Consider the following 23,624-nt stretch of genomic DNA (forward strand, 5'->3'; position numbering starts at 1 on the left):
TGCAGATCGGCCCAGAACCGGTCTTGTACCCCCGGCTCGTACCCCGTATGGTTCGCCACCACGGGGACCCAGGCGTGAGCTCACCGCGGCGATCCCGGTCCACCAACAGACCCTCGTGCTGTGACGCCCGGCACCTCGGCCCGGGCTGTGCTGGCGGGCGACACGTCACTCGCCGGAGAGGTCCTCGGCGATGTCGTCGGCGTTGCCGGGGAAGCACAGCGAGACCGCCTGCACGGTGTAGTTCCCGGGGTACGCGTACGCGCTGATCGACGCGATCTTCCCGCCACCGCTGCCGATGACCGCCGGACCGTCGCTCGACTCGCGGCGGACGACCTGCATCCCCTGGGACTTCCAGTGCTCCTCCATGCGGGTGGCGTCCTCGTCGGGCGACCCCTCGATCGTGCTCCCGGTCAGGTAGCGCCACTGCGCCCCTGGCGTGCCGTCCTCGAGTTCGCAGTCTTCCGGGTAGTCCGGGCCGGTGCGCGCCTTCCACTCCCCACCGAGTCGTTTGGTGGCGTCGTCGACGGCTTCGATCATCTGCTGCTTCGCGGTGTCGGCGTCCACGGTCGGCTCCGTTCGTCCTTGTGCTGCGGTGTCGGGTCCCCGCAGGACACAGCCTGCGAGCACGGTGGTGGTGGCCGTCATGACGAGGACGCCCGCGACGGCGCGCCTCGCCGTGGTCCATCGTGTGGTGGTCGTCGTCGTCATCGTCCCGCCATCCACCAGGGCTTCCCGTCGATCAGGTCCTGGTCTCGCTTCGTCGGTGGTTTCGGGTGGTACGCGGTCGCATCGTCCTCGTGCCCCGTCGTGACCCGCCCCACGTTGTACACGGACTCGGTGTCGGCGTCCAGGTAGCCGGACCGGTCACCGGTGAGCGGGTCGTGGTTGAGGACCGGCTTCCGGTCCGCCGCGTCGGCGGGGTTCGAGTCCGTCCCGAAGACCGTCGCACCGAAGGCCTCTCGGGAGGGGTCCACGTGGTGCCCGGGTGCCGTGCGTCCCAGCGCTGCGAGGTGGTCGCCCTGTCCGGCCTCGTCGGGGAGGACGTTCCGTGCCTGGCCGACGTAGACGTGCTCGGCGTGCACCTTGCCGGCCGAGTCGACCCCGTTCGGCAGGCCGGCGGACCCCAGCGCCACGAACCGGTCGACGTGCGCGTCCGTCGTCGAGAGCGCCTGTGCCGAGACGGTCGTGCCGTAGGAGTGCGCGACGACGTTGGTCTCGGGCATCCGTCCGGCTCGCACGGCGCCGAGGCCGTTGATCGACGCGGCCAGCCGAGGCGCACCGGCCTCGGCCTTGCCCATCCCGAGGACGGTGGTGGCGTCAGGCGCCTCGTAGCCGATCCAGGCGAGCACCGCTCGGTCCGGCGGGTTCCCACTCCGTCCTTGCTCGTCGTAGATGTTCTGCGCAGCCCGGGTCCAGCTGCTCATGTCGGCCGTGGTCGTGTCCATGCCCGGGACGGCCCAGGTCACGTCGTCGGCGGTGTCGAGGTCGCCGATGGAGACCGACGCGAGCGGCGGGTGGTCGTCGGTCAGAGAGATGAGCGACCGCGCTCCCTCGGCGTCCTTCGGCTTCGCCAGAGCCGCGTTGACGTTCCGCAGCGACTTCAGGTCCTTCTCCAGCACGGCCATCCGTGCCAGCACCGCGTTCGACGCGTCGCGGGAGAACGGGAGGGACGCCTCCAGGCGGTCGAGCTCGAGCTCGATGTCGCCCATCCGCTGGTTGAGCACGACCGTGTTCGCGGTGCTCCGCGCCCAGTAGGGGACGCCCTCGAGGTTGCCGAGCTGTGCGAGCACCGACGTCGGCAGCCCTTCGAGCGCCGTTCGGTCGGCCTTCGTCAGCCCGAGTTCCGCCCACTTCGCAGCGACCTCCGCGGGGGTGAGACCCGAGGCGAAGAGCGCCTGTACCGCGGGAGCGCGCTGGCCCATCGTCGCGATGTCGAGCAGGACGTCCGACAGCGAACCACCTCCGGCGTCCTCGAACGCGCCCGCGGTCTTCGTCATCCAGAAGCGGTCCTCGCCGTTCTCGTCGACGTACCGTTCGAAGCCCTGGGCGACGCTCTTCCGGTCGAAGTCGACCCATCCGCAGGAGGACGTGAAGGTGTTCCACGCCGAGCGGACGCTCACCGCTTCGGTGTGCGCCGCGATGTCCAGGCCGGACGTGGTGGAGACGAACCCGCGCAGCGCGGCGGGATCAGCCGAGCTCTTCCCCCCGCTGCCGCCCCCGGCGTACCGCGCGCGCTCCCGCGCTCGGAACTCCGCGTCGACGACGGGTCGGGTGCCGGGCTCGTTCGACGGCTCCCGGTCGACGACGGCGTCCCAGGTGTCCACGACGGCGTCGGCGAGGACCCCGACACCGGACTGTACCGCTGCCGTTCGACGCTCGCTCTCCCGCGCCGTCCACGCCGCGTGCTCGCGGATGCGCTCGCGCTCACGTTCGGCAGCGGCGACGGCGGCGTCGACCGCGGTGGCGAGGTCGGTGAGCACGCCGACGAGCTTCGACCGGTCCTCGGACTCGATCACGACGGCGTCCTGGAACCGGTCGGCGTAGGACCCGGCGAAGTCCGCGAGCGCGGACTCCGCTGCCGACGACCGCGATCCGCTCTGCCCGCGCAGCGTCTCGGCGGCCGCCCGCGCAGTCCGGGCCATCGCCTTCGCGTCGCCTGCGTCGAACTCGATGTCCGCCACTGTCCCTCCCCCGGTCGGCGTTGCAGTTCCCCCTGGCGCAGGTTACCTCACCCGTGTGCCTGTGAGCAGGACCGCCGCTCTGATCGCCGGAGCACGGCGCGCTCAGAGCACGTCGTCCCGGCCGCTGATCTCGAGCGCGGCCACCACGCCCTTCACCCGCCGGCCGTCGGGTCCCGTCGTCGGCGCGTCCTCGCCGACGATGACCCGCGTCCGACGGGCGTCCAGGGAACGGACGGGGCACGCCCGGACAGGGGAGACCGTTCCTGCCCCTCGGTGCGGCGGGCGAGGAGACGTCAGTCGACGCTGATGTAGACGTGCTGCGCGACCTCGGTCGGCAGCTCGATGCCCGAGTCCTCGCCCTCGACGCGGACCGACACGTACGCCCCGGCTCGCTGCACACTGGCCGTCCGGCCCGGCATCACGCCGGCCGACCGCAGCTGGTGCAGCAGCTCCGGCTCGAACTGCACGGGCTCGCCCAGGCGGCGGATGACCCCGGTCGCCACGGCGTCGGTGTCGTCGGTCGCGGCCACGATGTTGTGCACGCCGTCGAGGAACCCGGCAGCCGTGGGGCCACCGATCTCCGCCAGCCCCGGGATCGGGTTGCCGTAGGGCGACTCCGTCGGGTTGCCGAGCATCTCCAGCAGGCGCACTTCCACCTGCTCGCTCATCACGTGCTCCCAGCGGCAGGCCTCGTCGTGGACGAACGCCCAGTCCAGGCCGATGACGTCGGCGAGCAGGCGCTCCGCCAGCCGGTGCTTGCGCATCACGTGGGTGGCGCGGGAACGACCGGTGTCGGTGAGCTCCAGGTGCCGGTCCCCGGAGACGACGACGAGGCCGTCGCGCTCCATCCGTGCGATCGTCTGCGACACCGTCGGACCGGAGTGGCCGAGGCGCTCCGAGATCCGGGCGCGCAGGGGCACGATCCCCTCTTCTTCGAGGTCGAGGATGGTGCGGAGGTACATCTCCGTGGTGTCGACGAGATCGGTCACGGTCCGCCTCTCATGGTCCGGGCCCAGCCCGACCCACACTACTTGCTGGGACCGACCAGCCGGCACCGACACCGTGCGCTGTGCGCGGACGGCGGACGGGAGGCCCGGCACGGCCCCGCCACACAGCCGCCGGTCCGCCGTCCCGTCCGGTCGGTCCAGGTCGGGCGGACCCGCGCCGTCGCTAGGATCGGCCCATGGCAGACATCGTCATCCCAGCCGACCTCCTCCCCACCGACGGCCGCTTCGGATGTGGTCCGTCGAAGATCCGCGGAGCGCAGCTCGAGACCCTCGTCACCCGCGGCGCCACGGTCCTCGGGACCTCGCACCGCCAGAAGCCCGTCAAGGACCTGGTCGGATCGGTCCGCCAGGGCCTCGCCGACCTGTTCCAGGTGCCGGACGGCTACGAGGTCGTCCTCGGCAACGGCGGGTCGACCGCCTTCTGGGACGCCGCGGCCTTCGGCCTCATCGAGCGCCGGGCCGAGAACCTGTCCTTCGGTGAGTTCGGGTCGAAGTTCGCCAAGGCTGCCGGCGCCCCCTGGCTCGAGGCGCCGCACGTCGTCGAGGCCCCGGGCGGATCCCGCGCCGAGCTCGAGATCGTCGCGGGCGTCGACGTCTACGCCTACCCGCACAACGAGACCTCGACGGGCGTCATGGCCCCGGTCGTCCGCGCCGCCGGGGACCCCGGCGCGCTCACCGTCGTCGACGCCACGAGCGCTGCCGGTGGTGCCGCGTTCGACGTCGACCAGACGGACGTGTACTACTTCGCGCCGCAGAAGAACTTCGCTTCGGACGGCGGGCTCTGGCTCGCGCTGTTCTCCCCCGCCGCGATCGAGCGCGTCGAGCGGATCGCCGCGTCGGGCCGGTACATCCCGGAGTTCCTGTCGCTCAAGAACGCCGTCGACAACAGCCGGTTGAACCAGACGCTGAACACCCCGGCGATCACGACCCTGCTGCTCCTCGACGACCAGGTGCGGTGGATGAACCAGTCCGGCGGGTTGGCGTGGGCGGACCTCCGCACGAAGACGTCGTCCGCGACGCTGTACGACTGGGCCGAGGCGTCCGACTACGCGACGCCGTTCGTCACCGACCCGGCGCACCGGTCGCAGGTCGTCGTCACGATCGACCTCGACGACTCCGTCGACGCGAAGGCCGTGGCCGCCACGCTCCGCCAGAACGGCATCGTCGACACCGAGCCGTACCGGAAGCTCGGCCGCAACCAGCTCCGCGTCGCGACGTTCACCGCGATCGACCCGGACGACGTGCGACTGCTGACGCAGGCGATCGACCACGTGGTCGCTGCCCTGGCGAGCTAGCCCGCACCCTCTCGCGAAACGCAACGGGGGCGGCATCACGCAACGGAGTACCGCTGCGAGATGCCGCCCCCGTTGCGTTTCAGGGAAACAGCGCGTGTTGCGGGGTCAGGAACGGTGGAAGCCGGGGTCGACCTCGGTGCTGTCGAGCTGCTCGAGGTCCAGGTCGTCGTCCGGGTCGACCGGGCGGACACGGCGGGTGCGGCGGCGGCCACGGGCGGGAGGCGGCGGGACGTCGTCCTCGTCGTCATCGTCATCGTCATCCGACTCGTCGTCGTCTTCGTCGTCCGACTCGTCATCGTCGTCCGACTCGTCATCGTCGTCGTCCGCGTCGAAGTCGTCGTCCTCGTCCTCGTCCGACTCCTCGTCGCCCTCGTCGTCCTGCGCCGCGCGGTAGTCCGCCAGCCGCTCGGACCACGGCACCCACTCCGGGGCGAGCAGCGACCCGTCGCCGGGCATCAGCTCGACCTCGAGCACGGTGGGCTCGTCACCCTCGACGTGGGCGATGCTGACGGTCCAGCGCCACCCCGGGTAGCCGGGCATGCGGTTGGCGAAGAGGACGGAGACGACGCCGTCGCCCTCGTCCACGGTGCCGGCGGGGCTGCCGACGGTGGCTTCCGGGGTGATCTCGAGCAGTGCGCCGCGGGCGAGCTCGGTGAGGTCGGTGGTCATCTCAGGCGTCCAACTGGTCGGCGACGTGTCGCAGGATGGTGGCGATCCGCTCACCGTTCTTCGGGTAGCGACCGCGCTTCAGGTCACCGCTGATCCGGTCGAGTTCCTTCACGAGGTCCTCGACGATCACGGCCATGTCGTCGGCGGAGCGGCGGGTCATCTTGGCGAGGGACTGCGGGGCCTCGAGGATCCGGACGGTCAGCGCCTGGGTCCCCTTCTTGCCCTGCACGACCCCGTACTCGAGCTTGGTGCCGGCCTTCACCGTGGTCACACCGTCGGGCAGGGAGGAGGCGTGCAGGAAGACCTGGTCGCCGTCGTCTCCGGAGATGAAGCCGAAGCCCTTCTGGTCGTCGTAGAACTTGACCTTGCCGCTGGGCATGCTGGGACTCCTCGTTACATGGACGGCCGCGGTGCGTCGGATATCCTGGGTCGATGGCCAAGCCGACCCGATCCACCGGGGACCCCCGCACTGCTGCGGAACCCCCGGCGACGTCCAATCGTACCGAACGCACGCTCGCGTTCATGGTCGGGGGGATCGTCTGCCTCATCCTGGCGTGCTTCGTCGTCATGATCATCGGGTGGTTGACGATGAAGCAGATCCCCGGCGACGGCATCTGGCCGGTCGCACTCGGGGTGGTCTACTTCGGTCCGCCGATCGCCTTCGTGCTCATGCTGACGCTCCTGGCCATCACCTGGACGCGCAAGGCCCGGCAGCACCGCGCAGAGGCGCGCTGACGTCCGCCCCGGACGCCGGCGAAGGACGATGACGACCACGACGGACCTCGCCGCACGACTGCGCGAGCTCCCGGACGACGCGCTGGAACGACTCGTTCTGGCCCGCGCACTCCCGACCGCCGCTCTCGGCGAGTCCGGTCCGCAGCACATCGCGGACTTCTTCGACCTGGCCGAGGCACTCCGCACCGACGACGCGGTGGACGCCGCGATCGAGCGGCTCCCGCGCCGTGCGCTGGTCGCACTCCGTGACGGTGGCTCACCGGACGACCTCGCCCCGGCCGTCGCGCTCGGCCTCGCCGACGACTCCGGTGCGGTGGACGACGCGGTCGCCGCACGACTCGCCGCACGCCCGGATCTCGTCACGGACGCTCCGGGAGGCACGGCACCGGACCGCCCCGACACCTCCGACCGCCAGTCGGTCGCCGACGACGACCGCTCCCGCGCTGCCGGTGCCGAGCACGCCTTCGAGACGCTCACGGTGCTGGCCGAGCTCCTCCGCGCCGCCGACGCCGGTGCCGTGCGGGAACTCGCGAAGGGCGGCATCGGTGCGCCCCTCGCCCGACAGCTCGGCGAGCGCGCGGGTGCCGACGCGGCCGCGGTGCCGGACCGTCTGGCGCTGCTCGACCGGATCGGGGCCGCACATCCGGAGGACGGCTCGTGGAAGGTCTCGGACGCCGGGCACACCTGGCTGCGGTCCTCGTGGCCGGAACGCTGGGCCACGGTCGTGCACGACTGGCGGGCGGCGCTCGACCCCGCGGTGGCCGAGGTCCTCGGCCTCGCCGACGACGACCTCGGTGACCTGGTCTCGCTCGGTCGCTGGGCGTACCCGGCCGGTTCGCGCTGGCTCGACGCCGCACTGCTCGACGCCTCGGGCACGGCCCGGGTCCTGGGGCTCGCGGTCGACGGGCGTCTGACCACGACCGGTCGGGCCCTGCTCGAGGACGACCCGGACGCCGCCCGTGCTGCCGCCGCGGCCGACCTGCCCGGCACCGTCGACGGGGTGTACCTGCAGCCGGACCTCACCGTCATCGCACCGGGTCCGCTCGCGCCCGCCGACGACGACGACCTCCGAGCCGTCGCCGACCTCGAGGCGCCCGGACTCGCGGCGCGCTACCGGGTGTCGGAGGACTCGATCCGCCGTGCCCTCCGTGACGGCCGCACCCGCGACGACGTGGTGGCGCTGTTCACCCGGATCGGCGCGACCGAGGTCCCGCAGCCGCTGACCTACCTGATCGACCAGGTCGCGACCCGTGACGGCAGTGTCGTGGTGGACCGTGGCGAGGGGGACCTCGGCTCGGTGCTGCACGGCACCCCGGAGCAGCTCGACCTCATCGGGGTCGACGCCGAACTCCGACAGTTGGCGTGGGAGCGACCCGACCTGACCACCCTCGTGACGAAGTACCCGCCGCACGTCGTGGCGAGTGCGCTCGAGGACCAGCGGTACCCGGCCGTGCTCGCGGCGGGGGCGCGCCCGGAGACGCGATCCGGGCCTCCCGTCCGACGACGCGCACCGAGCCGGTCCCCGGAGCAGGCGGCACGGGCGCTGGTCGAGCGTCTGCGTCTGACGACGGAACGCGGCGACGCGGAACCGGAGCAGGAGTGGCTGGCGCGGCAGATCGACATGGCGGTGCGTGGTCGCACGCCGATCCGCGTCACCGTGCGGATGCCGGACGGATCGGAACGACCGTTCTCGATCGTGCCGACCTCGGTCGCCGCCGGACGTGTCCGGGGCAAGGACACGGCGGTCGACGTCGAACGGACGCTGCCGCTGTCCCTCGTCGTCGGCATCGAGAGCGACGCCTGACGGTCGTGCTGTGGACAACCGGGTCACGCACCGGCTGCGCCGCCTAGGCTGATCCGTCATGAACGGACCGCTGATCGTGCAGAGTGACCGCACCGTGCTCCTCGAGGTCGCGCACCCTCAGGCTGAGGACGCCCGGCACGCGTTGGCGGTGTTCGCCGAGCTCGAACGCGCCCCGGAGCACGTGCACACGTACCGCATCACGCGGCTCGGGTTGTGGAACGCGCGTGCTGCCGGGCACGACGCAGCGTCGATGATCGACACGCTCGAACGGTTCGCGAAGTTCCCGGTGCCGCAGAGCGTGACGGTGGACATCGAGGACACCGTCTCGCGGTACGGCCGGCTCGTCATCCGGCGTGAAGAGCGCGAGGACGCCCCCGTCATCGCGAACTCCCCGGGCGAGGAGCTCGAGCAGCAGCCCGCCCTCGTGCTCACCGCGTCGGACCCGGCGGTCCTCGCCGAGGTCGTCCGGTCCAAGCGCATCCAGCCGCTGCTCGGCGAACGTCGCTCCGAGAACGCCGTCGAGCTGCAGGCGTGGGCCCGCGGACAGGTGAAGCAGGAGCTCGTGAAGATCGGCTGGCCGGCCGAGGACCTCGCCGGCTACACCCCCGGGCAGCCGCACCAGATCGACCTCGACACCGCGGACTGGGACCTCCGGCCGTACCAGCACGAGGCCGTCGACAGCTTCTTCCAGCAGGGCTCCGGCGTCGTCGTGCTGCCCTGTGGCGCCGGCAAGACCCTCGTCGGTGCCGGGGCGATGGCGACCGTCAAGGCGACCACGCTCATCCTCGTCACGAACACCGTCTCGGCACGGCAGTGGCGGACGGAGCTCCTCCGCCGCACCACCCTGACCGAGGCCGAGATCGGCGAGTACTCCGGCAGCGTCAAGGAGATCCGACCCGTCACGATCGCGACGTACCAGATCCTCACGGCCCGTCGGAAGGGCGTGTACACGCACCTCTCGCTCCTCGACGCGCTCGACTGGGGGCTCGTGGTCTACGACGAGGTGCACCTGCTGCCCGCACCGGTCTTCAAGCTGACGGCGGACCTCCAGGCCCGTCGACGCCTGGGACTGACGGCGACCCTGGTGCGTGAAGACGGTCGCGAAGGCGACGTGTTCTCCCTGATCGGGCCGAAGCGCTACGACGCCCCGTGGAAGGAGATCGAGGCGCAGGGATACATCTCCCCCGCCGAGTGCTACGAGGTCCGGATCGACCTGTCGCACGAGGACCGCCTGGAGTACGCGGCGTCGAGTGACGACGAGCGCTACCGACTCGCAGCGACGTCCCCGGCGAAGACCCCCGTGGTCCGCGACCTCATCGAGAAGCACCGCGGTGAGCAGATCCTGGTGATCGGGCAGTACATCGACCAGCTCGACGAACTCGCAGCGTCCCTCGACGCCGCCGAGATCACCGGTGCGACGCCCGTCGACGAGCGCGAACGGCTGTACCAGGCGTTCCGCGAAGGCAGCATCGACGTGCTCGTCGTGTCGAAGGTCGCGAACTTCTCGGTCGACCTGCCCGACGCGACCGTGGCGATCCAGGTGTCCGGCTCGTTCGGGTCCCGGCAAGAAGAGGCCCAGCGGCTCGGGCGTCTGCTCCGGCCGAACAAGGACGGCGTGCCGGCGTCGTTCTACACGCTCGTGACCCGCGACACGGTGGACCAGGACTTCGCGCAGAACCGGCAGCGGTTCCTGGCGGAGCAGGGGTACTCGTACACGATCCTCGACGCCGACCAGCTGGCCGCTCCCGTCGCGTAGGGACGGTTGCCGCCGGTTGCGCCCGGTCCCTAGACGACACACGAACGGCTCCCAGGAAGCGGCCAGGGAACAGCCAGATGATGGTCACATGACCGACGGACCCAAGATCCTCATCGTCGACGACGAGCCGAACATCCGCGATCTCCTCACGACCTCGCTTCGCTTCGCCGGTTTCGCCGTGCGGGCGGTCGGGAACGGGGCACAGGCGATCTCCGCCGTGCTCGAAGAGGAGCCGGACCTCATCATCCTCGACGTCATGCTCCCCGACATGAACGGGTTCGGCGTCACCAAGCGCCTCCGTTCGTCGGGCTACACCTCGCCGATCCTCTTCCTCACGGCGAAGGACGACACCGAGGACAAGATCACCGGCCTCACGGTCGGCGGCGACGACTACGTGACGAAGCCGTTCTCCCTCGACGAGATCGTCGCCCGCATCAAGGCGATCCTGCGCCGGACGATGAACGACGAAGAAGACGCGATCATCCGCGCCGGCGAACTCACGATGGACCAGGACACGCACGAGGTCACCATCGGCGATGCGCAGATCGAGCTCTCCCCCACCGAGTTCAAGCTGCTCCGCTACCTCATGCTCAACCCGAACCGCGTGCTCTCGAAGGCGCAGATCCTCGACCACGTGTGGGAGTACGACTTCAACGGCGACGCCGGCATCGTGGAGTCCTACATCTCGTACCTCCGTCGGAAGCTCGACCAGTACTCGGCCGAGCCGATCATCCAGACCAAGCGTGGCTTCGGCTACATGCTCAAGGCGACCAAGGCCTCCTGAGCAGTCACAGCTGACTGTCGGCGGCCGTCGGGTTCTCCCCGGCGGCCGCCGCTTACTGTTGGGGAAGCATGCACGCGCGAATGAGTCACTGGTGGGACGCGATCTCCCTCCGCACCAAGATCACCGGGATCACCGTCCTCCTGGTCGCGCTCGGCCTGCTCGTCGCCGGGCTCGGCACGATGACGGTGCTGAGTACGTACCTGATGCGGCAGCTCGACACGCAGGTGACGACCACGAGCTCGCAGCTCGAAGGCCAGAACGTCAGTGACGGTGAGCAGTACTGCAAGCTGTCGATGGTGCTCGAGAAGAGCTCCTACGTCGCCGCGTACGACGGTCGTGGCAAGCAGATCTGCGACACGGAGTCGCCGTCGCAGCCGGACGTCTCCCGCGTGCGCTTCTCGTCGGCGGCCTCCACCTCGGCGCCCTTCAGCCTGTACGACGAGCAGCACAACCACGAGTGGCGTGCCCAGGTCATCCCCGCGAACCTGCAGAACCTCTCCACCGGGGCCACCGAGACCGGCTACGTGCTCGTCGCGGTCTCCAGCGCCGGCACCGACCAGACCATCGCGCAGTTCACCGTCATCTTCCTGCTGTTCGGCATCTCGGTGATCCTGCTCGGGGCGATGCTCACGCGCCTCCTGGTCACCGCCACGTTCGACCCGCTGCGGAACGTCGAGGACACAGCTGCCCGCTTCGCTGCCGGGGACTTCAACCAGCGCCTCGACGCGGACACCCCGAACACCGAGGTCGGCCGGCTGAACCGCTCCCTCAACGCCATGCTCGAGCGGATCGACGACGCGTTCGAGGACCGCGAGCGCACGATCGACCAGATGCGCCGCTTCGTCGGGGACGCCTCGCACGAGCTCCGGACGCCGCTGGTGTCCCTCCGTGGGTACGCCGAGCTCTACCGGATGGGTGCGCTCCGCAAGGAAGAGGACGTCGCGCAGGCGATGGACCGCATCGAGAAAGAGGCCAAGCGCATGGGCCTCCTGGTGCAGGACCTGCTGCAGCTCGCCCGCATCGACGAGTCGAAGCCGCTCGAGCTCGGCCCGGTCGACCTCGTCACCATCGCCCGCGACTCCGCGCTCGACACGATGGCCTCCAACCCGGACCGTGAGATCCAGGTCCTGGTCGAGGACTCGCTGACCGGCGAGAACGTCCCGCAGGCGGTCCGGCCGATGAGCTCCTTCGGTGCCGCCGTCGAGGTCTCCGGCAGCCCGTCCGTCCCCGCCTCGCCGCCGCTCAACACCACCGGGCCGATCGCGTTCTCACGTCAGACGATCGCGCGCCTCAGGGCTCGGCGCACCCGGGCGATGAGCCTCGACACCAAGAACCCGACCGACGAGACCACTCCCCTGCCGACGATCGTGCTGCCCAAGCGGCCGCCGATCGTCCTGGCAGAGGAGAACAAGGTCCGCCAGATCGTCACGAACCTCATGGGCAACGCCATGCGGTTCACCGAGCACGACGACCCGATCGAGATCGGCATCGGCGTGGACGACGAGCGCGAGATGGCCCACATCGACGTCATCGACCACGGTGAGGGCATCCCGCCGCAGTTGCGCGATAAGATCTTCCAGCGCTTCTGGCGTGCCGACACCTCGCGCGCGCGGGACACCGGCGGCTCGGGCCTCGGACTCGCGATCGTGTCGGGCATCGTGCACGCGCACCACGGGTCGGTCGAGGTGTTCGACACCCCGGGCGGCGGTGCCACCTTCCGCGTGTGGCTGCCGCTGCTGCCGCGCGAGGGCGCGCCCGCCACTCCCGCCCTGTCCTGACGGTCGGCGCACCTCCGCCTCCGCCCGCGCCGAGGTCGCACGAACTGCCGCGGTAGCCCGCTCCAGGCGGCACTTCGTGCAACCTCGGCGCCGGTTAGACGGCATGTCGTGCAACCCCGCCGGTCGCATCTCGGCCTTGGCCTTGGCCCTGGCCCTGGCCGGGGGCCCGCCCGCCGTCCAGGTCGCGGAAACTGCTGCCCGCCCCCGTCGCGAGCTGCACTTCGTGCAACCCGGACGCCCGCCTGACGGCCTGTCGTGCGACCTCATGGGGAGCGGCCCGGGAGGCCCTTCCACCGCCCGTCGTCGAGGTCGCAGGACCTGCCGCCCACCCCCGTCGCGAGCAGCACTCCGTGCGACCCGGGCGCTCGCCTGGTGGCCTGTCGTGCGACCTCGCCAACTGCGCCCTGCCACCCTCGGCCGGGAGGCCCTTCCACCGCCCGCCGCCCAGGTCGCGGAAACTGCCGCCCACCCCCGTCGCGAGCAGCACTCCGTGCGACCCGGGCGTCCGCCTGACGGCCTGTCGTGCGACCTCGCCGAGCCTGACCGCCCCGCGTCGCGGTGAAGTCGACTCACGATGCTGACGCAGAGCCTCGCGCTGGACTCCGCCGCCGTACCGCGAACGCCTGGCGGAGTCGCTCGAAGACCAGTGCCGGACGGGACGCGTCGAGGGCAGTGGCATGCACGACGAGCCATCCGTTGACGACGAAACCGTTGTCGCGCCGTTGATCGTGCTGGAACACTTCGCGGTCGCGATGGTGGTCACCGTCGTACTCGAAGGCGATCCGGTACTCGGGCCACGCCATGTCCACACGACCGAGGAACGTCCCGGAAGGGTCCTCGACGTCGAGGTTGAGCACGGGCTCCGGGAATCCGGCGTCGACCAAGGCGAGCCGGAACCATGTCTCCATCGCTGATTCCGACCCGGCGCGGACGAGTTCGATGGCGGCTCGTGCCACGCGGACGTGACGGTGGCCCGGACGGATCGATGCGGCAAGCCCGTCGATGGTGGTCAGAGCGCTCCTCCCGACGAGGTGGTCACCGACCGCGACCAGATCACGGAGCCCGAGCACGGAAGCGCACTCCCACCAGGCCTGTTCCGGGGTGCTGCACCGGACTCCTCGGACCGTGGTCATCGGGGCGTCCGCTCGGGCCCGGTGGCCGGTCACGCCCGGGCGGCGCATCAGCGATCCGCGGCCGGCCGTGGAGACGTGGTTCCGATCCTGTTCCCGCCCGGGCAGCGGTGCTCCCCACAGGCGCGCCGCCGTGGTGTGACTGAAGAACTGGTCGGTTCTAAGGACGAGTGAGAGCGCGTCCACCAGCGTCCCCTCGTACCCGCGACCGACGCGGACCCCGTGGACGGGTCGTTGCAGATCGCGGCGACGAAGTCGTCCTGGGTCGAGGCCCGAGGACAGCGCGTCGCGAACACGGAAGGGCTGCGCGTCGAACGGGCTCGGGAGGGGTCGTGGCTGCACCATCTCGACAGTCTCGGGAACGCGGCGGCGGACCGAGCCGACGGCTCCCGTTCCCTGTGGAGAACGACGTGATGTGAGCCTCCAGTGCAGGAGCCTGCAAGTCGCGCACTCGCGAACCGCGCGGTCGAGCGTTCCCGAGGTCGCGAGACGCGCCGCAGCCTGCGCATCCAGGTCGCGAGACGTGCCGCAGGCCGCTCGGCCTGCCGGCAGTTCGAGCGACCTCGACGATCGGACGGTGGAGATGCCGGCCCGCCGGCCCACCGGTGGCACAGTCCTCAAGTCGCACGACACGCCACGGACTCTCCACCGAGGTCGCACGAAGTGCCGCCTCGGGACGCGGCGGGCGGCAGTTCGTGCGACCTCGGCCGCCGCCGCAGGGCGCCGGCCGCAGGCCGCCGGGCACGCGGAAGGGCCCCCGCACGAGAAGCGTACGAGGGCCCTTGCCGAGCAGGTCCGGACTAGAAGTCCATGCCACCCGTGGGGTCGCCGGCCGGCATGGCCGGGTTCTTCTCCGGCTTGTCGGCGACGACGGCCTCGGTCGTGAGGAACAGACCGGCGATCGAAGCAGCGTTCTGCAGCGCCGATCGCGTGACCTTGGCGGGGTCGATGATGCCCGCGGCGATCAGGTCGACGTACTCGCCGGTCGCGGCGTTGAGGCCCCAACCGGACTCGAGCTCGCGGACCCGAGCAGCGACGACACCCGGCTCGAGACCGGCGTTGAGCGCGATCTGCTTGAGCGGCGCGTCGATGGCGACACGGACGATGTTCGCGCCGGTCGCCTCGTCGCCCTCGAGCGAGAGACCGTCGAGCGCGACCTTGCCGGCCTGGATGAGGGCGACGCCACCACCGGCGACGATGCCCTCTTCGACGGCTGCCTTCGCGTTGCGGACGGCGTCCTCGATGCGGTGCTTGCGCTCCTTGAGCTCGACCTCGGTCGCGGCACCCGCCTTGATGACGGCCACGCCACCGGCGAGCTTCGCGAGGCGCTCCTGGAGCTTCTCGCGGTCGTAGTCGGAGTCGGTCGCCTCGATCTCGGAGCGGATCTGACGGACGCGGCCGGCGATCTGCTCGGCGTCGCCGGCACCCTCGACGATGGTCGTCTCGTCCTTGGTGATGACGACCTTGCGGGCACGACCGAGGAGGTCGAGCGTCGCGTTCTCGAGCTTGAGGCCGACCTCTTCCGAGATGACCTGGCCGCCGGTGAGGATCGCGATGTCCTGCAGCATGGCCTTGCGACGGTCGCCGAAGCCCGGGGCCTTGACGGCGACGGACTTGAAGATGCCACGGATCTTGTTCACGACGAGCGTGGCCAGGGCCTCACCGTCGACGTCCTCGGCGATGATCAGGAGCTGCTTGCCCGCCTGGATCACCTTGTCGACGACCGGCAGGAGGTCCTTGATGTTCGAGATCTTCGAGTTGACGATCAGGACGTACGCGTCTTCGAAGACGGCTTCCTGACGCTCGGGGTCGGTGACGAAGTACTGCGACAGGTAGCCCTTGTCGAAGCGCATGCCCTCGGTCAGCTCGAGCTCGGTGCCGAAGGTGTTCGACTCCTCGACGGTGACGACACCTTCCTTGCCGACCTTGTCGATGGCCTCGGCGATGAGCGCGCCGATGGTCGGGTCAGCGGCCGAGATCGACGCGGTGGCGGCGATCTGGTCCTTGGTCTCGATCTCCTTGGCGTCGGCGAGCAGCTGCTCGGAGACGGCCGCGACGGCCTTCTCGATGCCGCGCTTCAGGGAGATGGGGTCGGCGCCGGCCGCGACGTTGCGCAGGCCTTCACGGACGAGTGCCTGGGCGAGCACCGTTGCGGTGGTCGTACCGTCACCGGCGACGTCGTCGGTCTTCTTGGCGACCTCCTTGACGAGCTCCGCACCGATCTTCTCGTACGGGTCGTCGAGCTCGATCTCCTTGGCGATGGAGACACCGTCGTTCGTGATCGTGGGGGCGCCCCACTTCTTCTCGAGGACGACGTTGCGGCCGCGCGGGCCGAGCGTCACCTTCACGGCGTCGGCCAGCTGGTTGAGGCCGCGCTCGAGGCCGCGTCGGGCCTCTTCGTTGAAAGCAATGATCTTTGCCATGTGAGTTCTTCGTCCCTCCCGGACGTCGTCATCGGGGTCGTTCTGGCACTCAGTGTGACCGAGTGCCAAGCCCGATTCTGGCACTCGCCACCCGAGAGTGCAACACAGTCTGGAGGCTCGCCCCGCTTCCACAGGTCGGCCCGGCCCGCAGCGGCCACCCACATCACGGCAGCGCCACATGACGAACGCGCCGCCCCCGACGGGGACGACGCGTTCGCGAGCGGTTCGGCGACTCAGGCCGGACGGACCGACTCTGCCTGCGGGCCCTTCGACCCAGTCCCGACGTCGAACGTCACTGCCTGGCCCTCTTCGAGGACCTTGTAGCCGCTCATGTCGATGGCCGAGTAGTGCACGAACACGTCCTGGCCCCCTCCATCCACGGTGATGAAGCCGAAGCCCTTCTCGGCGTTGAACCACTTCACGGTTCCGTTGGCCATGTTCCTTGCTCCCTGCGGTACTGCTGGTGCGAACGACGACACCATCGCAAATGGCGTCATCGGGTCAGAGCGCTGTCGCCTCGCCCGCTTCCGCAGCCGTTCCTCGAAGTGAGGACCTGTCGCGAACACGGGGTGACCACTGGTGACTCTGACCGAGTGTCACGATTTCGGCAAGGGGTGTGACACGTATTTCACGCAGCGATCCACGATCCGCAACGTGCCGGAAACACAGGGCCGCGGAACGGGGATCTCAGCCGGCGTAGTCCGCCCCGAGGACGACCGAGACGTCCGCGTTCGGGAAGGCCGACGACCGCTGCACCGCCGAGGTGCCGAGCGACTTCGCGATGCCCTCGGCCAGCGCCGCCTGGGACTCCTGCTGGTAGTAGACGATGGTCTGCGTCGAACCGGTCGTGCCGGCGTCGCCCGTGGACGTCACCTTCCAGCCCGCGCCGGTGAGCTTCGTCGACGCGTTCGCCGCGAGCCCCGTCGTCGAGGTGCCGTTCAGCACGACGAGGGTGGTCGCGCCCTGGTCGGTCGGGGAAGCGGCCGCGGCCGCCGGCGAGGACGCTCCACCGGACGGCTCCGACCCGGCCGAGGCACTGCTGGTCGGGGTCGAGGTCGCCGACGCGGACGGTGCCGACGTGGCCCCACCACTGCCCTCGGTGAACTGCACGCTGCCGTTGGCGAGGGCGAGCACGAGGACGCCGACACCGACCAGGACGCCGGTGGCGAGGGCCGCCCAGGCGAACACGACCCAGCCGCCACCCCGACGGGCGGGACCACGGTGCGCGCCGACCCGGGGGCCGTCGGTGACGTCGTCGAACCGGTCTCGCGGGAATCTCGTCATCGTTCCTCTTCACGTCCTTCGTGGTCGGCCGGGGGCGCGACGAAACTGCGGGCAGCGCGGGCGCTCGTCCGGGCCCGGCGGAGACGCTGCAGCCGGGTGACCAGCTGCGGGTCGTACGCCAGGGCCGCCGGTGAGTCGATCACCCGGTTCAACACCTGGTAGTACCGCGTCGGCGACCAGTCGAACTCGACGCGGATCTCGGCTTCCTTCGTCCGGTCGTGCCGTGCCCGCTCGTGCTCGAACGCGAGCACGTGCTTGGCGAGCTCGGTGAGCTCGTCGGTGGGGAGGGCGGTCACACTGGTTCCGATCGCGGACGGGTTGCAGGTCTCGCACATCGTAGGGGCGCTCGGCAGGTCGACCCTGGCACGGCGTTGGACTGTCGCGGAACCCGCTCAGCCGAGCGTCCGGCCGAACCACCGGACCCGGGTGCCGAACGCGTCGGACACGGCGAGCGCCCGGCCGTCGAGGGAGAGCGTCGCGAACGCGTCCGGATCGGCGGGGTCGACGTCGGGCGGCAGCGTCGCCGCGACCCCGGCGAGGATCCCGGTCCGCTCGAGCGCCACCCAGCGCACGCCCCGCGCACGCAGGCGGTCGACGAGCTGCTGTCGCCCGGCACCCGGCACGTACACGAGGGTCCCGGTGGTCATGACGACCGGCTCGCAGCCGTCCGGCAGGGCGTCGAGGGCGCGGTCCAGGTCCTCCGGCACGCGGCCACGGATCCGGACGGGAGGCTCCACCAGCGTCGCCCGCAACGCCTCCGCCATCAGGGCGGTCCGGTCCTTCGCCTCGGGCGGGACGGCCTCGACGAGTCGCTCGAGTGCTCCCGGCGCCGCGGGGTCGATCGGGTTCGGGTCGAGCGCCACCCGCGCCCCGATCCGGATCGGCCGCGCTGCCGGTCCTGGAGGCGTCCCGGTGACGTCGGCGACCAGGTGCACGGCGGGACCTGGCACCGCGGTGTGCACCCGGACGAGCGGACTCGGTGCTCCGTCCGGACGGTCGCGCTGCCGGTGGTCGAGCGTCACCCGGTCCGGGATCGAGCAGAGCCCGGCTGCGGCGCCGACGTCGAGCAGGCCGAGCGGTCGGCCGGTGGCTGCGGCGAGCGCGGCGAACACCGGCACGACGGGGGCGAGCCGGCGCGGGTCGTTGGCCTGCACCGTGGCGGTGGTGAGGGCTGCGACCAGGGCGGGGCGGGCCTCCCGTCCGAGGGCACGGAGCGACCCGGCGTCCGTCGGGTCGGCGCCGAGGCGTCGGGCGACCGCGAAGAGGAGCTCCGGCTGTCGCTGGGTGGCGGGGACCTCCTCGAGGAGCGCGACCAGGTCGTCGTCGAGGGAGCGAGCCCAGGCTCCGTACGCGGGTGAGACGGGCGCGATCCGGTCTGCGTAGGTGCGGTAGCGCTGCCGGGTGTCCATCAGGAGGCCGGGCGGTACATGCCGACGTGGGTGATGCCGGCCTCGTCGTAGGGTGCGCCGAAGCGGACGAAGCCGTGGCGTTCGTAGAGCGCGGCGACGTACTGCTGGGCGTGCAGGACGAACGCCTCGTGTCCGTGTTCGGCGAGGACGGCGGCGACGAGCCGGCCGGCGACGCCCTGTCCGCGGTGGTCCGGGTGGGTGGCGACCCGGCCGATCACCCGGGTCGGTGCGGCGCTGTCGGCGGGGTGCGGTTCGGCGGCGGCCGGCCGGACCAGGCGGAGGTACCCGGTGACCACGGTCTCGGTGTCACCGGTCAGCCGCTGCTCGGTCCACCAGTGCTCGGTGTCCGGGTCGCGGTCGCGGCCGTCGAAGTCCTCGGCCGTGACGCGCTGTTCGAGGGCGAACACCCGGTTCCGCAGCCGGACGATGTCGTACAGTTCGTCGGTCGTCAGGTGTTCCCAGCGGGCACGGTGGACGGAATGACCGGACATCCCGCGGAGTTTAGTCCAGCGACGCACGATGACCGGTCGACACCCGTTCCGGTCGGAACCAGGAGGTACGCACATGGCATACAACGTCGACAAGTCCGACGCCCAGTGGCGCGAGGAGCTCTCGCCGGACCAGTACGCCGTGCTCCGCCAGGCCGGCACCGAGCGCCCGTGGACCGGTGAACTCCTCGACGAGGAGCGCGCCGGCGTCTACACGTGTGCGGCGTGTGGTGCGGAGCTGTTCAAGAGCGGCACGAAGTTCGACTCCGGCTGCGGTTGGCCGTCGTTCTACGAGTCGGTCGACCCGGCGGCGGTGCAGCTGATCGAGGACAAGTCCCTCGGCATGGCCCGCACCGAGGTCCGGTGTGCGAACTGCGGCGGCCACCTCGGCCACGTGTTCCCGGACGGCTTCGGGACCCCCACGGGCGACCGCTACTGCATGAACTCGGTCTCGCTCAACTTCTCGGCCGAGAAGTAGGCGCGGAGCAGGACCGCTGACGGCGCTCGGACTCCGGTCCGGGCGCCGTCGTCGTGTGCCACACCCCGGCCTGCCGGTACGATGGGCGGGTCAGCCGGCATGGCGCAATTGGTAGCGCACCGTACTTGTAATACGGGGGTTGCGGGTTCAAGTCCCGCTGCCGGCCCTACGAACGCAAGCGCCCCTGGTGGCGTCTGGTGTGGCCCCCGCTGAGTTCAGCGCCGCTCGAGGTACTCGCACGGCAGCGTCACGACCCACGGTGACCGGTCCGGCGCCTGCCGCAGTCCCACGGTCCTGCGGTTCCCGCTCGCGCACGCCTCGCGGGCAGCGGGGACCTGCGAGGTGATGGTCGGCCCGTCGGACCGCCCCGCGTGGCCGGTGTCGTGGTGGTGCACCACGAGCGTCAGTGCCACGGCGACGGCGAGAGCGATCGCGACGGCGCGACGGAGCCGGTGCCGCCCCCAGATCGCGTCCGCGGTGACCACGAGTGCGAGGAGCAGGAAGCCCGAGCTGACGGTGGCGTACCGGATCGGGCCGAAGTGCGCGACGTGGTCCGCGAGGCCCTGCGTGAAGAGGAACCCGTCGGCAGGGGTGACGAGCAGTGCGGCTGCCCAGAGCGCGGCGGCACCGAGGACGGTCGCGGACACGAGCCAGCGGTGCCCGGCCTGCCCGGCCACGATCGCGGCGACGGCCACGGCGACGCACACCACGGTCAGGGCGACGACCGGTGCCGTCCCGGCGTCGGCGATCATCGTGGACACCGCATCGAGCCGGGTCGTCCACACCGTGGTGAGCGGAACGGACACGAAGCCGACGACGACGTCCGCGATCGTCACCGGGCCCGAGGTGCCGTAGCTGATGGCTGGTCGGGGGAACGCGACGACGGTGGCGACCTGCGCGGCTCCGGCGGCCAGGAACGCGGCCACCACGGGCCACTTCCGGCGGTCCCGGATTCCGGCCAGGAGCAGCGGGGCGAACAGCAGGGCCTGGGTGTCGCTGAGCACGACGGCGACGACGAGCACGGCGGTGCCGGCCGACGTCCACCACGACCTGGGGACGGCGAGCAGCACCACGGGGACCAGCAGCAGCAGGAACGAGTGCAGGTTGTTCATCGTCCCGAGCGCCTCACGTGGCGCGGTCGGGATCAGCGGGGGCACGGCGGCGAGCAGGAACGGTGCCACCGGGGTGCGCAGCACGGTCCGGCTGTACAGGTAGAGCAGTGCGCTCACCGCGCCGACGCCGGCGCAGGCGAGGAGGGTGACGGTCTGTGCGAGGTGCTCCGGCCCGGCGATGGTGCCGCTCACTGCTGCGATGAGTCGCGGGACGAGTTGCAGGTACCCGCCGAAGGGCCGGAAGAGCGTGGCCCCGAGTCCGTCGACGAAGTACTCGGAGACGAAGTCCCGGCCGTCCTCGGCCCACAGCGTGGCGCGTTGCTCGGGGTCCAGGCGGGACCAGGCGACCGCGGTGGCGAGCACCAGCACGAGCGCGGCGAGGAGTGCGGTCCGGAGGCGACTCATCGGCGTGGCGACAGACCCCGTCGTCGCCCGGGACCCCGACGTCGCCAGCGGGGAGCGCGTCATCGGTTGCATGCTCGTCGGACCACTGGTCGAGGGTACGACCTGCGGCCCCGGAGCGGACTCCCGACGACGGTCCGACGCGCCGGCGTTTGGACACGGGAAGAGCTCCGACACGGGAGGAGTTCCGACGTGGGAAGAACGCCGACACGGCAAGAGCGTCTGCATGAGCAGAGCCCCGAGCGACCAGGTCGCTCGGGGCTCCGGCGCGGGTGGAACACGGATCAGGGGTGTTCCGGGCGCTCGGCGCGGTAACCAGCCGGCCGTGTGTCGATCCTGACACCCGCAGGACCACCGGGTCCACGCCGCCGGACGACATCAGCGGTTTCCCGCATCATCCGGCGGGCCGCACCGGACGCAGGGCCAGCCGGGCCCGCGACGGACCCGGGGCCTGCCGCGCCCGCGACGGCGCGGGGACGGCCTCGCACCGGCGCGGGATCAGCGTCCGCCGCTGATCTTCCGCACGCGCTGCGCGACCCCGGCCGTGCCGTAGGGGTAGTCGTCCACCCGGGGTGCGCTGGCGTCCGTGAGCGCGGTGAGTTCGGCGTCCTCGAGCACCAGGTCCGCGGCGCCGAGGTTGTCCTGCAGCTGTTCGACGGTCCGGGCGCCGAGGATGACGCTCGTCACGGCCGGCCGGGCGAGCAGCCAGGCGAGGGACACCTGGGAGCGCGAGGCCCCGTGCGCCTCGGCGACGGTCGAGACCGCATCGAGCACCTGCCAGGTGCGCTCGTCGGCGTTGCGGGCCTCCCACGCCTCCATGCCGCGCTTCGGGTCCTCCCCCAGACGGGTCGAGCCGGTCGGGGCCTCGTCGCGCTGGTACTTGCCGGACAGCCAGCCACCGGCGAGCGGCGACCACGGCAGCAGGCCGATGCCGGCGTCCAGGCAGGCGGGCACGACCTCGTGCTCGATGTCGCGGACCAGCAGGTTGTACTGCGGCTGCAGGGTGACGGCCGGTGCCCAGCCGTGCGCCTTCGCCTCGTAGACGGCCTTCGTGACCTGGTAGCCGAGGTAGTTCGAGAACCCGTACGAGCCGATCTTGCCGGCCGAGACGGCGTCGTCGAGGAAGCGCAGGGTCTCCTCGATCGGGGTCAGGGCGTCCCACGCGTGCATCTGGTAGAGGTCGATGTGCTCGACGCCGAGCCGCTCGAGCGAGGCGTCGAGGGCGACACGGAGGTGCCGGCGCGACAGTCCGAGGTCGTTGGGACCGTCGCCCTGCGGGAAGCGGCCCTTGGTGGCGAGGACGACCTGCTCGGCTTCGGTCGGGTGGGCCTGCAGCCAACGGCCGATGATCCGCTCGGACTCGTTGCCCGAGTACACGTCGGCCGTGTCGATGAAGGTGCCGCCGCCGGCCACGAAGGCGTCGATGATGGCGTGGGAGGTGGGTTCGTCGGCTTCGCTGCCGAACGTCATGGTGCCGAGGGTCAGCGACGACACCACTGTCCCGCTGTTGCCGAGGAGTCTGTGTTCCATGGCGCGGACGCTACGCCGCGCGTCCTCCGCGGCGGGAGGGCCCACGAGTACCCGTCAGCGGTCGCCGGACAGGACCTCCCCCAGGAACGCGATCGCCGCCTCCCGGAAGTGCCGCGACGTCGGGGCATTGAAGTGGTTCCGCCCCGGGATCTCGACGAACGTCGCGTGCGGTGCCGTCTCGGCGAGGCGCAGCGCGCTGTCCTTGATGCCGTCCTCGCTGCCCGCGGCGAGCAGCAGCGGCTGCGTCGGCGCGTTCTCGGGCGTCGGTTCGATGCTGTCCCGCATCCCCTCGACCATGGCGACGAGCGCGCGGAGGTCGTTGCCCTCCACCCCGGCGGCCATCGTCAGGTACCCGTTGGTGACGCGGTCCTCGACCGGGGTGCCGTCGGTGATGAACGCCCGCGCCTGGTCGACGCGGACGCGCCGCATCGGGTCGGCGTCGGGGATGCCGCCCAGGACCGCACGCGAGATCCGGTCGCTCATCCGTTCGGCTGCGTGCCAGCCGACGCGGGCGCCGAGCGAGTACCCGAGGAACGCGACGTCGTCGAGCAGGTAGGTGTCGATGACCGCGGTGACGTCGTCGACGAGCAGGTCCATCGAGTAGCTGTGCGGCTCGTGCGGTTTGCCGCTGGCCCCGTGGCCGCGCTGGTCGAACGCGATGACCCGGCGTCCGGCGCGGACGAGGTCGCGGGTCCACCCGGCAGCGTGCCAGTTGAGGAGCGCTCCGGAGGCGAACCCGTGCACGGCGACGACCGCGGGGGCGTCCGGGTCTCCGAAGTCGTAGGTGGCGAGCGGGAGGCCGTCCGGGGACATGACCACCCGGGGGCGGGGCGCTTCGGGGACGAGAGACATGGCCTGC

The 23,624-nt window shown here is 71.1% G+C and carries 22 protein-coding genes and 1 tRNA gene; 8 read left to right on the forward strand and 15 right to left on the reverse strand.

Features of this window, described 5'->3' with window-relative positions; translation table 11 throughout:
• Positions 1 to 165: 165 nt before the first annotated feature.
• The 3 genes from DEI97_RS15010 to DEI97_RS15020 all read right to left on the reverse strand — a co-directional run bounded on the left by DEI97_RS15010 (position 166) and on the right by DEI97_RS15020 (position 3,670).
• A complete protein-coding gene (locus tag DEI97_RS15010; RefSeq protein WP_146248053.1) occupies positions 166 to 564 on the reverse strand; it encodes a hypothetical protein in 399 nt (132 codons plus the stop codon).
• A 140-nt stretch (positions 565 to 704) separates the two neighbouring features.
• On the reverse strand, positions 705 to 2,681 hold the full coding sequence (locus DEI97_RS15015) for an alpha/beta hydrolase (protein ID WP_111073777.1): 1,977 nt from the start codon (positions 2,679 to 2,681) through the stop codon (positions 705 to 707).
• Between the two features lie 293 nt (positions 2,682 to 2,974).
• Positions 2,975 to 3,670 (reverse strand): iron-dependent transcriptional repressor DtxR, encoded by a 696-nt coding sequence (locus tag DEI97_RS15020; protein ID WP_111073778.1) that lies wholly within the window; start codon positions 3,668 to 3,670, stop codon positions 2,975 to 2,977.
• A gap of 194 nt (positions 3,671 to 3,864) precedes the next feature.
• Here DEI97_RS15020 and serC point away from each other — a divergent pair, with 194 nt between their 5' ends.
• Positions 3,865 to 4,983: a phosphoserine transaminase gene (serC, locus tag DEI97_RS15025; RefSeq protein ID WP_111073779.1), complete on the forward strand. Its 1,119-nt coding sequence runs from the start codon at positions 3,865 to 3,867 to the stop codon at positions 4,981 to 4,983.
• Between the two features lie 105 nt (positions 4,984 to 5,088).
• Here the strand turns inward: serC and DEI97_RS15030 are convergent, their stop codons facing one another.
• Positions 5,089 to 5,652 carry a DUF3027 domain-containing protein gene (locus DEI97_RS15030; RefSeq protein ID WP_111073780.1) on the reverse strand — a complete coding sequence of 188 codons (564 nt, stop codon included), beginning with the start codon at positions 5,650 to 5,652 and terminating at the stop codon, positions 5,089 to 5,091.
• Position 5,653: 1 nt separating this feature from the next.
• Positions 5,654 to 6,031, reverse strand: a complete 378-nt coding sequence (locus tag DEI97_RS15035; protein WP_111073781.1) for a cold-shock protein — start codon at positions 6,029 to 6,031, stop codon at positions 5,654 to 5,656.
• A 53-nt stretch (positions 6,032 to 6,084) separates the two neighbouring features.
• Between DEI97_RS15035 and DEI97_RS15040 the strand changes: the two genes are divergently transcribed.
• From DEI97_RS15040 to DEI97_RS15060, 5 genes are all read left to right on the forward strand, one after another.
• Positions 6,085 to 6,387 carry a multidrug ABC transporter ATPase gene (locus DEI97_RS15040; RefSeq protein ID WP_146248054.1) on the forward strand — a complete coding sequence of 101 codons (303 nt, stop codon included), beginning with the start codon at positions 6,085 to 6,087 and terminating at the stop codon, positions 6,385 to 6,387.
• A gap of 28 nt (positions 6,388 to 6,415) precedes the next feature.
• Positions 6,416 to 8,191, forward strand: a complete 1,776-nt coding sequence (locus tag DEI97_RS15045) for a helicase-associated domain-containing protein (protein ID WP_111073783.1) — start codon at positions 6,416 to 6,418, stop codon at positions 8,189 to 8,191.
• Between the two features lie 58 nt (positions 8,192 to 8,249).
• Complete coding sequence (locus tag DEI97_RS15050) at positions 8,250 to 9,947, forward strand: DNA repair helicase XPB (RefSeq protein ID WP_111073784.1); 1,698 nt, start codon at positions 8,250 to 8,252, stop codon at positions 9,945 to 9,947.
• An 88-nt stretch (positions 9,948 to 10,035) separates the two neighbouring features.
• Positions 10,036 to 10,731, forward strand: a complete 696-nt coding sequence (locus DEI97_RS15055; RefSeq protein WP_110824090.1) for a response regulator transcription factor — start codon at positions 10,036 to 10,038, stop codon at positions 10,729 to 10,731.
• Positions 10,732 to 10,799: 68 nt separating this feature from the next.
• On the forward strand, positions 10,800 to 12,509 hold the full coding sequence (locus DEI97_RS15060) for a sensor histidine kinase (protein WP_111073785.1): 1,710 nt from the start codon (positions 10,800 to 10,802) through the stop codon (positions 12,507 to 12,509).
• A gap of 569 nt (positions 12,510 to 13,078) precedes the next feature.
• On the opposite strand, the gene DEI97_RS15065 is transcribed toward DEI97_RS15060, so the two are convergent.
• From DEI97_RS15065 to DEI97_RS15095, 7 genes are all read right to left on the reverse strand, one after another.
• Positions 13,079 to 13,984 (reverse strand): endonuclease domain-containing protein, encoded by a 906-nt coding sequence (locus DEI97_RS15065; protein ID WP_284158281.1) that lies wholly within the window; start codon positions 13,982 to 13,984, stop codon positions 13,079 to 13,081.
• A 455-nt stretch (positions 13,985 to 14,439) separates the two neighbouring features.
• Positions 14,440 to 16,062 carry a chaperonin GroEL gene (groL, locus tag DEI97_RS15070; protein ID WP_111073788.1) on the reverse strand — a complete coding sequence of 541 codons (1,623 nt, stop codon included), beginning with the start codon at positions 16,060 to 16,062 and terminating at the stop codon, positions 14,440 to 14,442.
• 233 nt (positions 16,063 to 16,295) lie between these two features.
• The gene (locus tag DEI97_RS15075; protein WP_022903461.1) at positions 16,296 to 16,499 is read right to left on the reverse strand and encodes a cold-shock protein; all 204 of its coding nucleotides are present in this window, start codon (positions 16,497 to 16,499) and stop codon (positions 16,296 to 16,298) included.
• Between the two features lie 250 nt (positions 16,500 to 16,749).
• The gene (locus tag DEI97_RS15080) at positions 16,750 to 17,346 is read right to left on the reverse strand and encodes a LytR C-terminal domain-containing protein (protein WP_111073789.1); all 597 of its coding nucleotides are present in this window, start codon (positions 17,344 to 17,346) and stop codon (positions 16,750 to 16,752) included.
• Complete coding sequence (locus tag DEI97_RS15085; protein ID WP_253464859.1) at positions 17,343 to 17,642, reverse strand: DUF3263 domain-containing protein; 300 nt, start codon at positions 17,640 to 17,642, stop codon at positions 17,343 to 17,345. The genes DEI97_RS15080 and DEI97_RS15085 overlap by 4 nt, the downstream gene beginning before the upstream one ends.
• 96 nt (positions 17,643 to 17,738) lie before the next feature.
• Positions 17,739 to 18,755, reverse strand: a complete 1,017-nt coding sequence (locus tag DEI97_RS15090; RefSeq protein WP_111073791.1) for a DUF2332 family protein — start codon at positions 18,753 to 18,755, stop codon at positions 17,739 to 17,741.
• The gene (locus tag DEI97_RS15095) at positions 18,755 to 19,246 is read right to left on the reverse strand and encodes a GNAT family N-acetyltransferase (RefSeq protein ID WP_111073792.1); all 492 of its coding nucleotides are present in this window, start codon (positions 19,244 to 19,246) and stop codon (positions 18,755 to 18,757) included. The genes DEI97_RS15090 and DEI97_RS15095 overlap by 1 nt, the downstream gene beginning before the upstream one ends.
• A 73-nt stretch (positions 19,247 to 19,319) precedes the next feature.
• Between DEI97_RS15095 and msrB the strand changes: the two genes are divergently transcribed.
• Together msrB and DEI97_RS15105 are read left to right on the forward strand one after the other, a co-directional pair.
• Complete coding sequence (msrB, locus tag DEI97_RS15100) at positions 19,320 to 19,721, forward strand: peptide-methionine (R)-S-oxide reductase MsrB (RefSeq protein ID WP_111073793.1); 402 nt, start codon at positions 19,320 to 19,322, stop codon at positions 19,719 to 19,721.
• Between the two features lie 93 nt (positions 19,722 to 19,814).
• Positions 19,815 to 19,887 (forward strand) — tRNA-Thr (locus DEI97_RS15105).
• 49 nt (positions 19,888 to 19,936) lie between these two features.
• Here DEI97_RS15105 and DEI97_RS15110 read toward each other — a convergent pair.
• The 3 genes from DEI97_RS15110 to DEI97_RS15120 all read right to left on the reverse strand — a co-directional run bounded on the left by DEI97_RS15110 (position 19,937) and on the right by DEI97_RS15120 (position 23,617).
• The gene (locus DEI97_RS15110; RefSeq protein WP_111073794.1) at positions 19,937 to 21,301 is read right to left on the reverse strand and encodes a hypothetical protein; all 1,365 of its coding nucleotides are present in this window, start codon (positions 21,299 to 21,301) and stop codon (positions 19,937 to 19,939) included.
• A 432-nt stretch (positions 21,302 to 21,733) separates the two neighbouring features.
• Positions 21,734 to 22,765 (reverse strand): aldo/keto reductase, encoded by a 1,032-nt coding sequence (locus tag DEI97_RS15115; RefSeq protein WP_111073795.1) that lies wholly within the window; start codon positions 22,763 to 22,765, stop codon positions 21,734 to 21,736.
• Between the two features lie 54 nt (positions 22,766 to 22,819).
• Positions 22,820 to 23,617: an alpha/beta fold hydrolase gene (locus DEI97_RS15120; protein ID WP_111073796.1), complete on the reverse strand. Its 798-nt coding sequence runs from the start codon at positions 23,615 to 23,617 to the stop codon at positions 22,820 to 22,822.
• Between the last annotated feature and the right edge of the window lie 7 nt (positions 23,618 to 23,624).

Origin of the sequence: Curtobacterium sp. MCLR17_032 (genome assembly GCF_003234795.2) — a bacterium.
Classification (GTDB): Bacteria; Actinomycetota; Actinomycetes; order Actinomycetales; family Microbacteriaceae; genus Curtobacterium.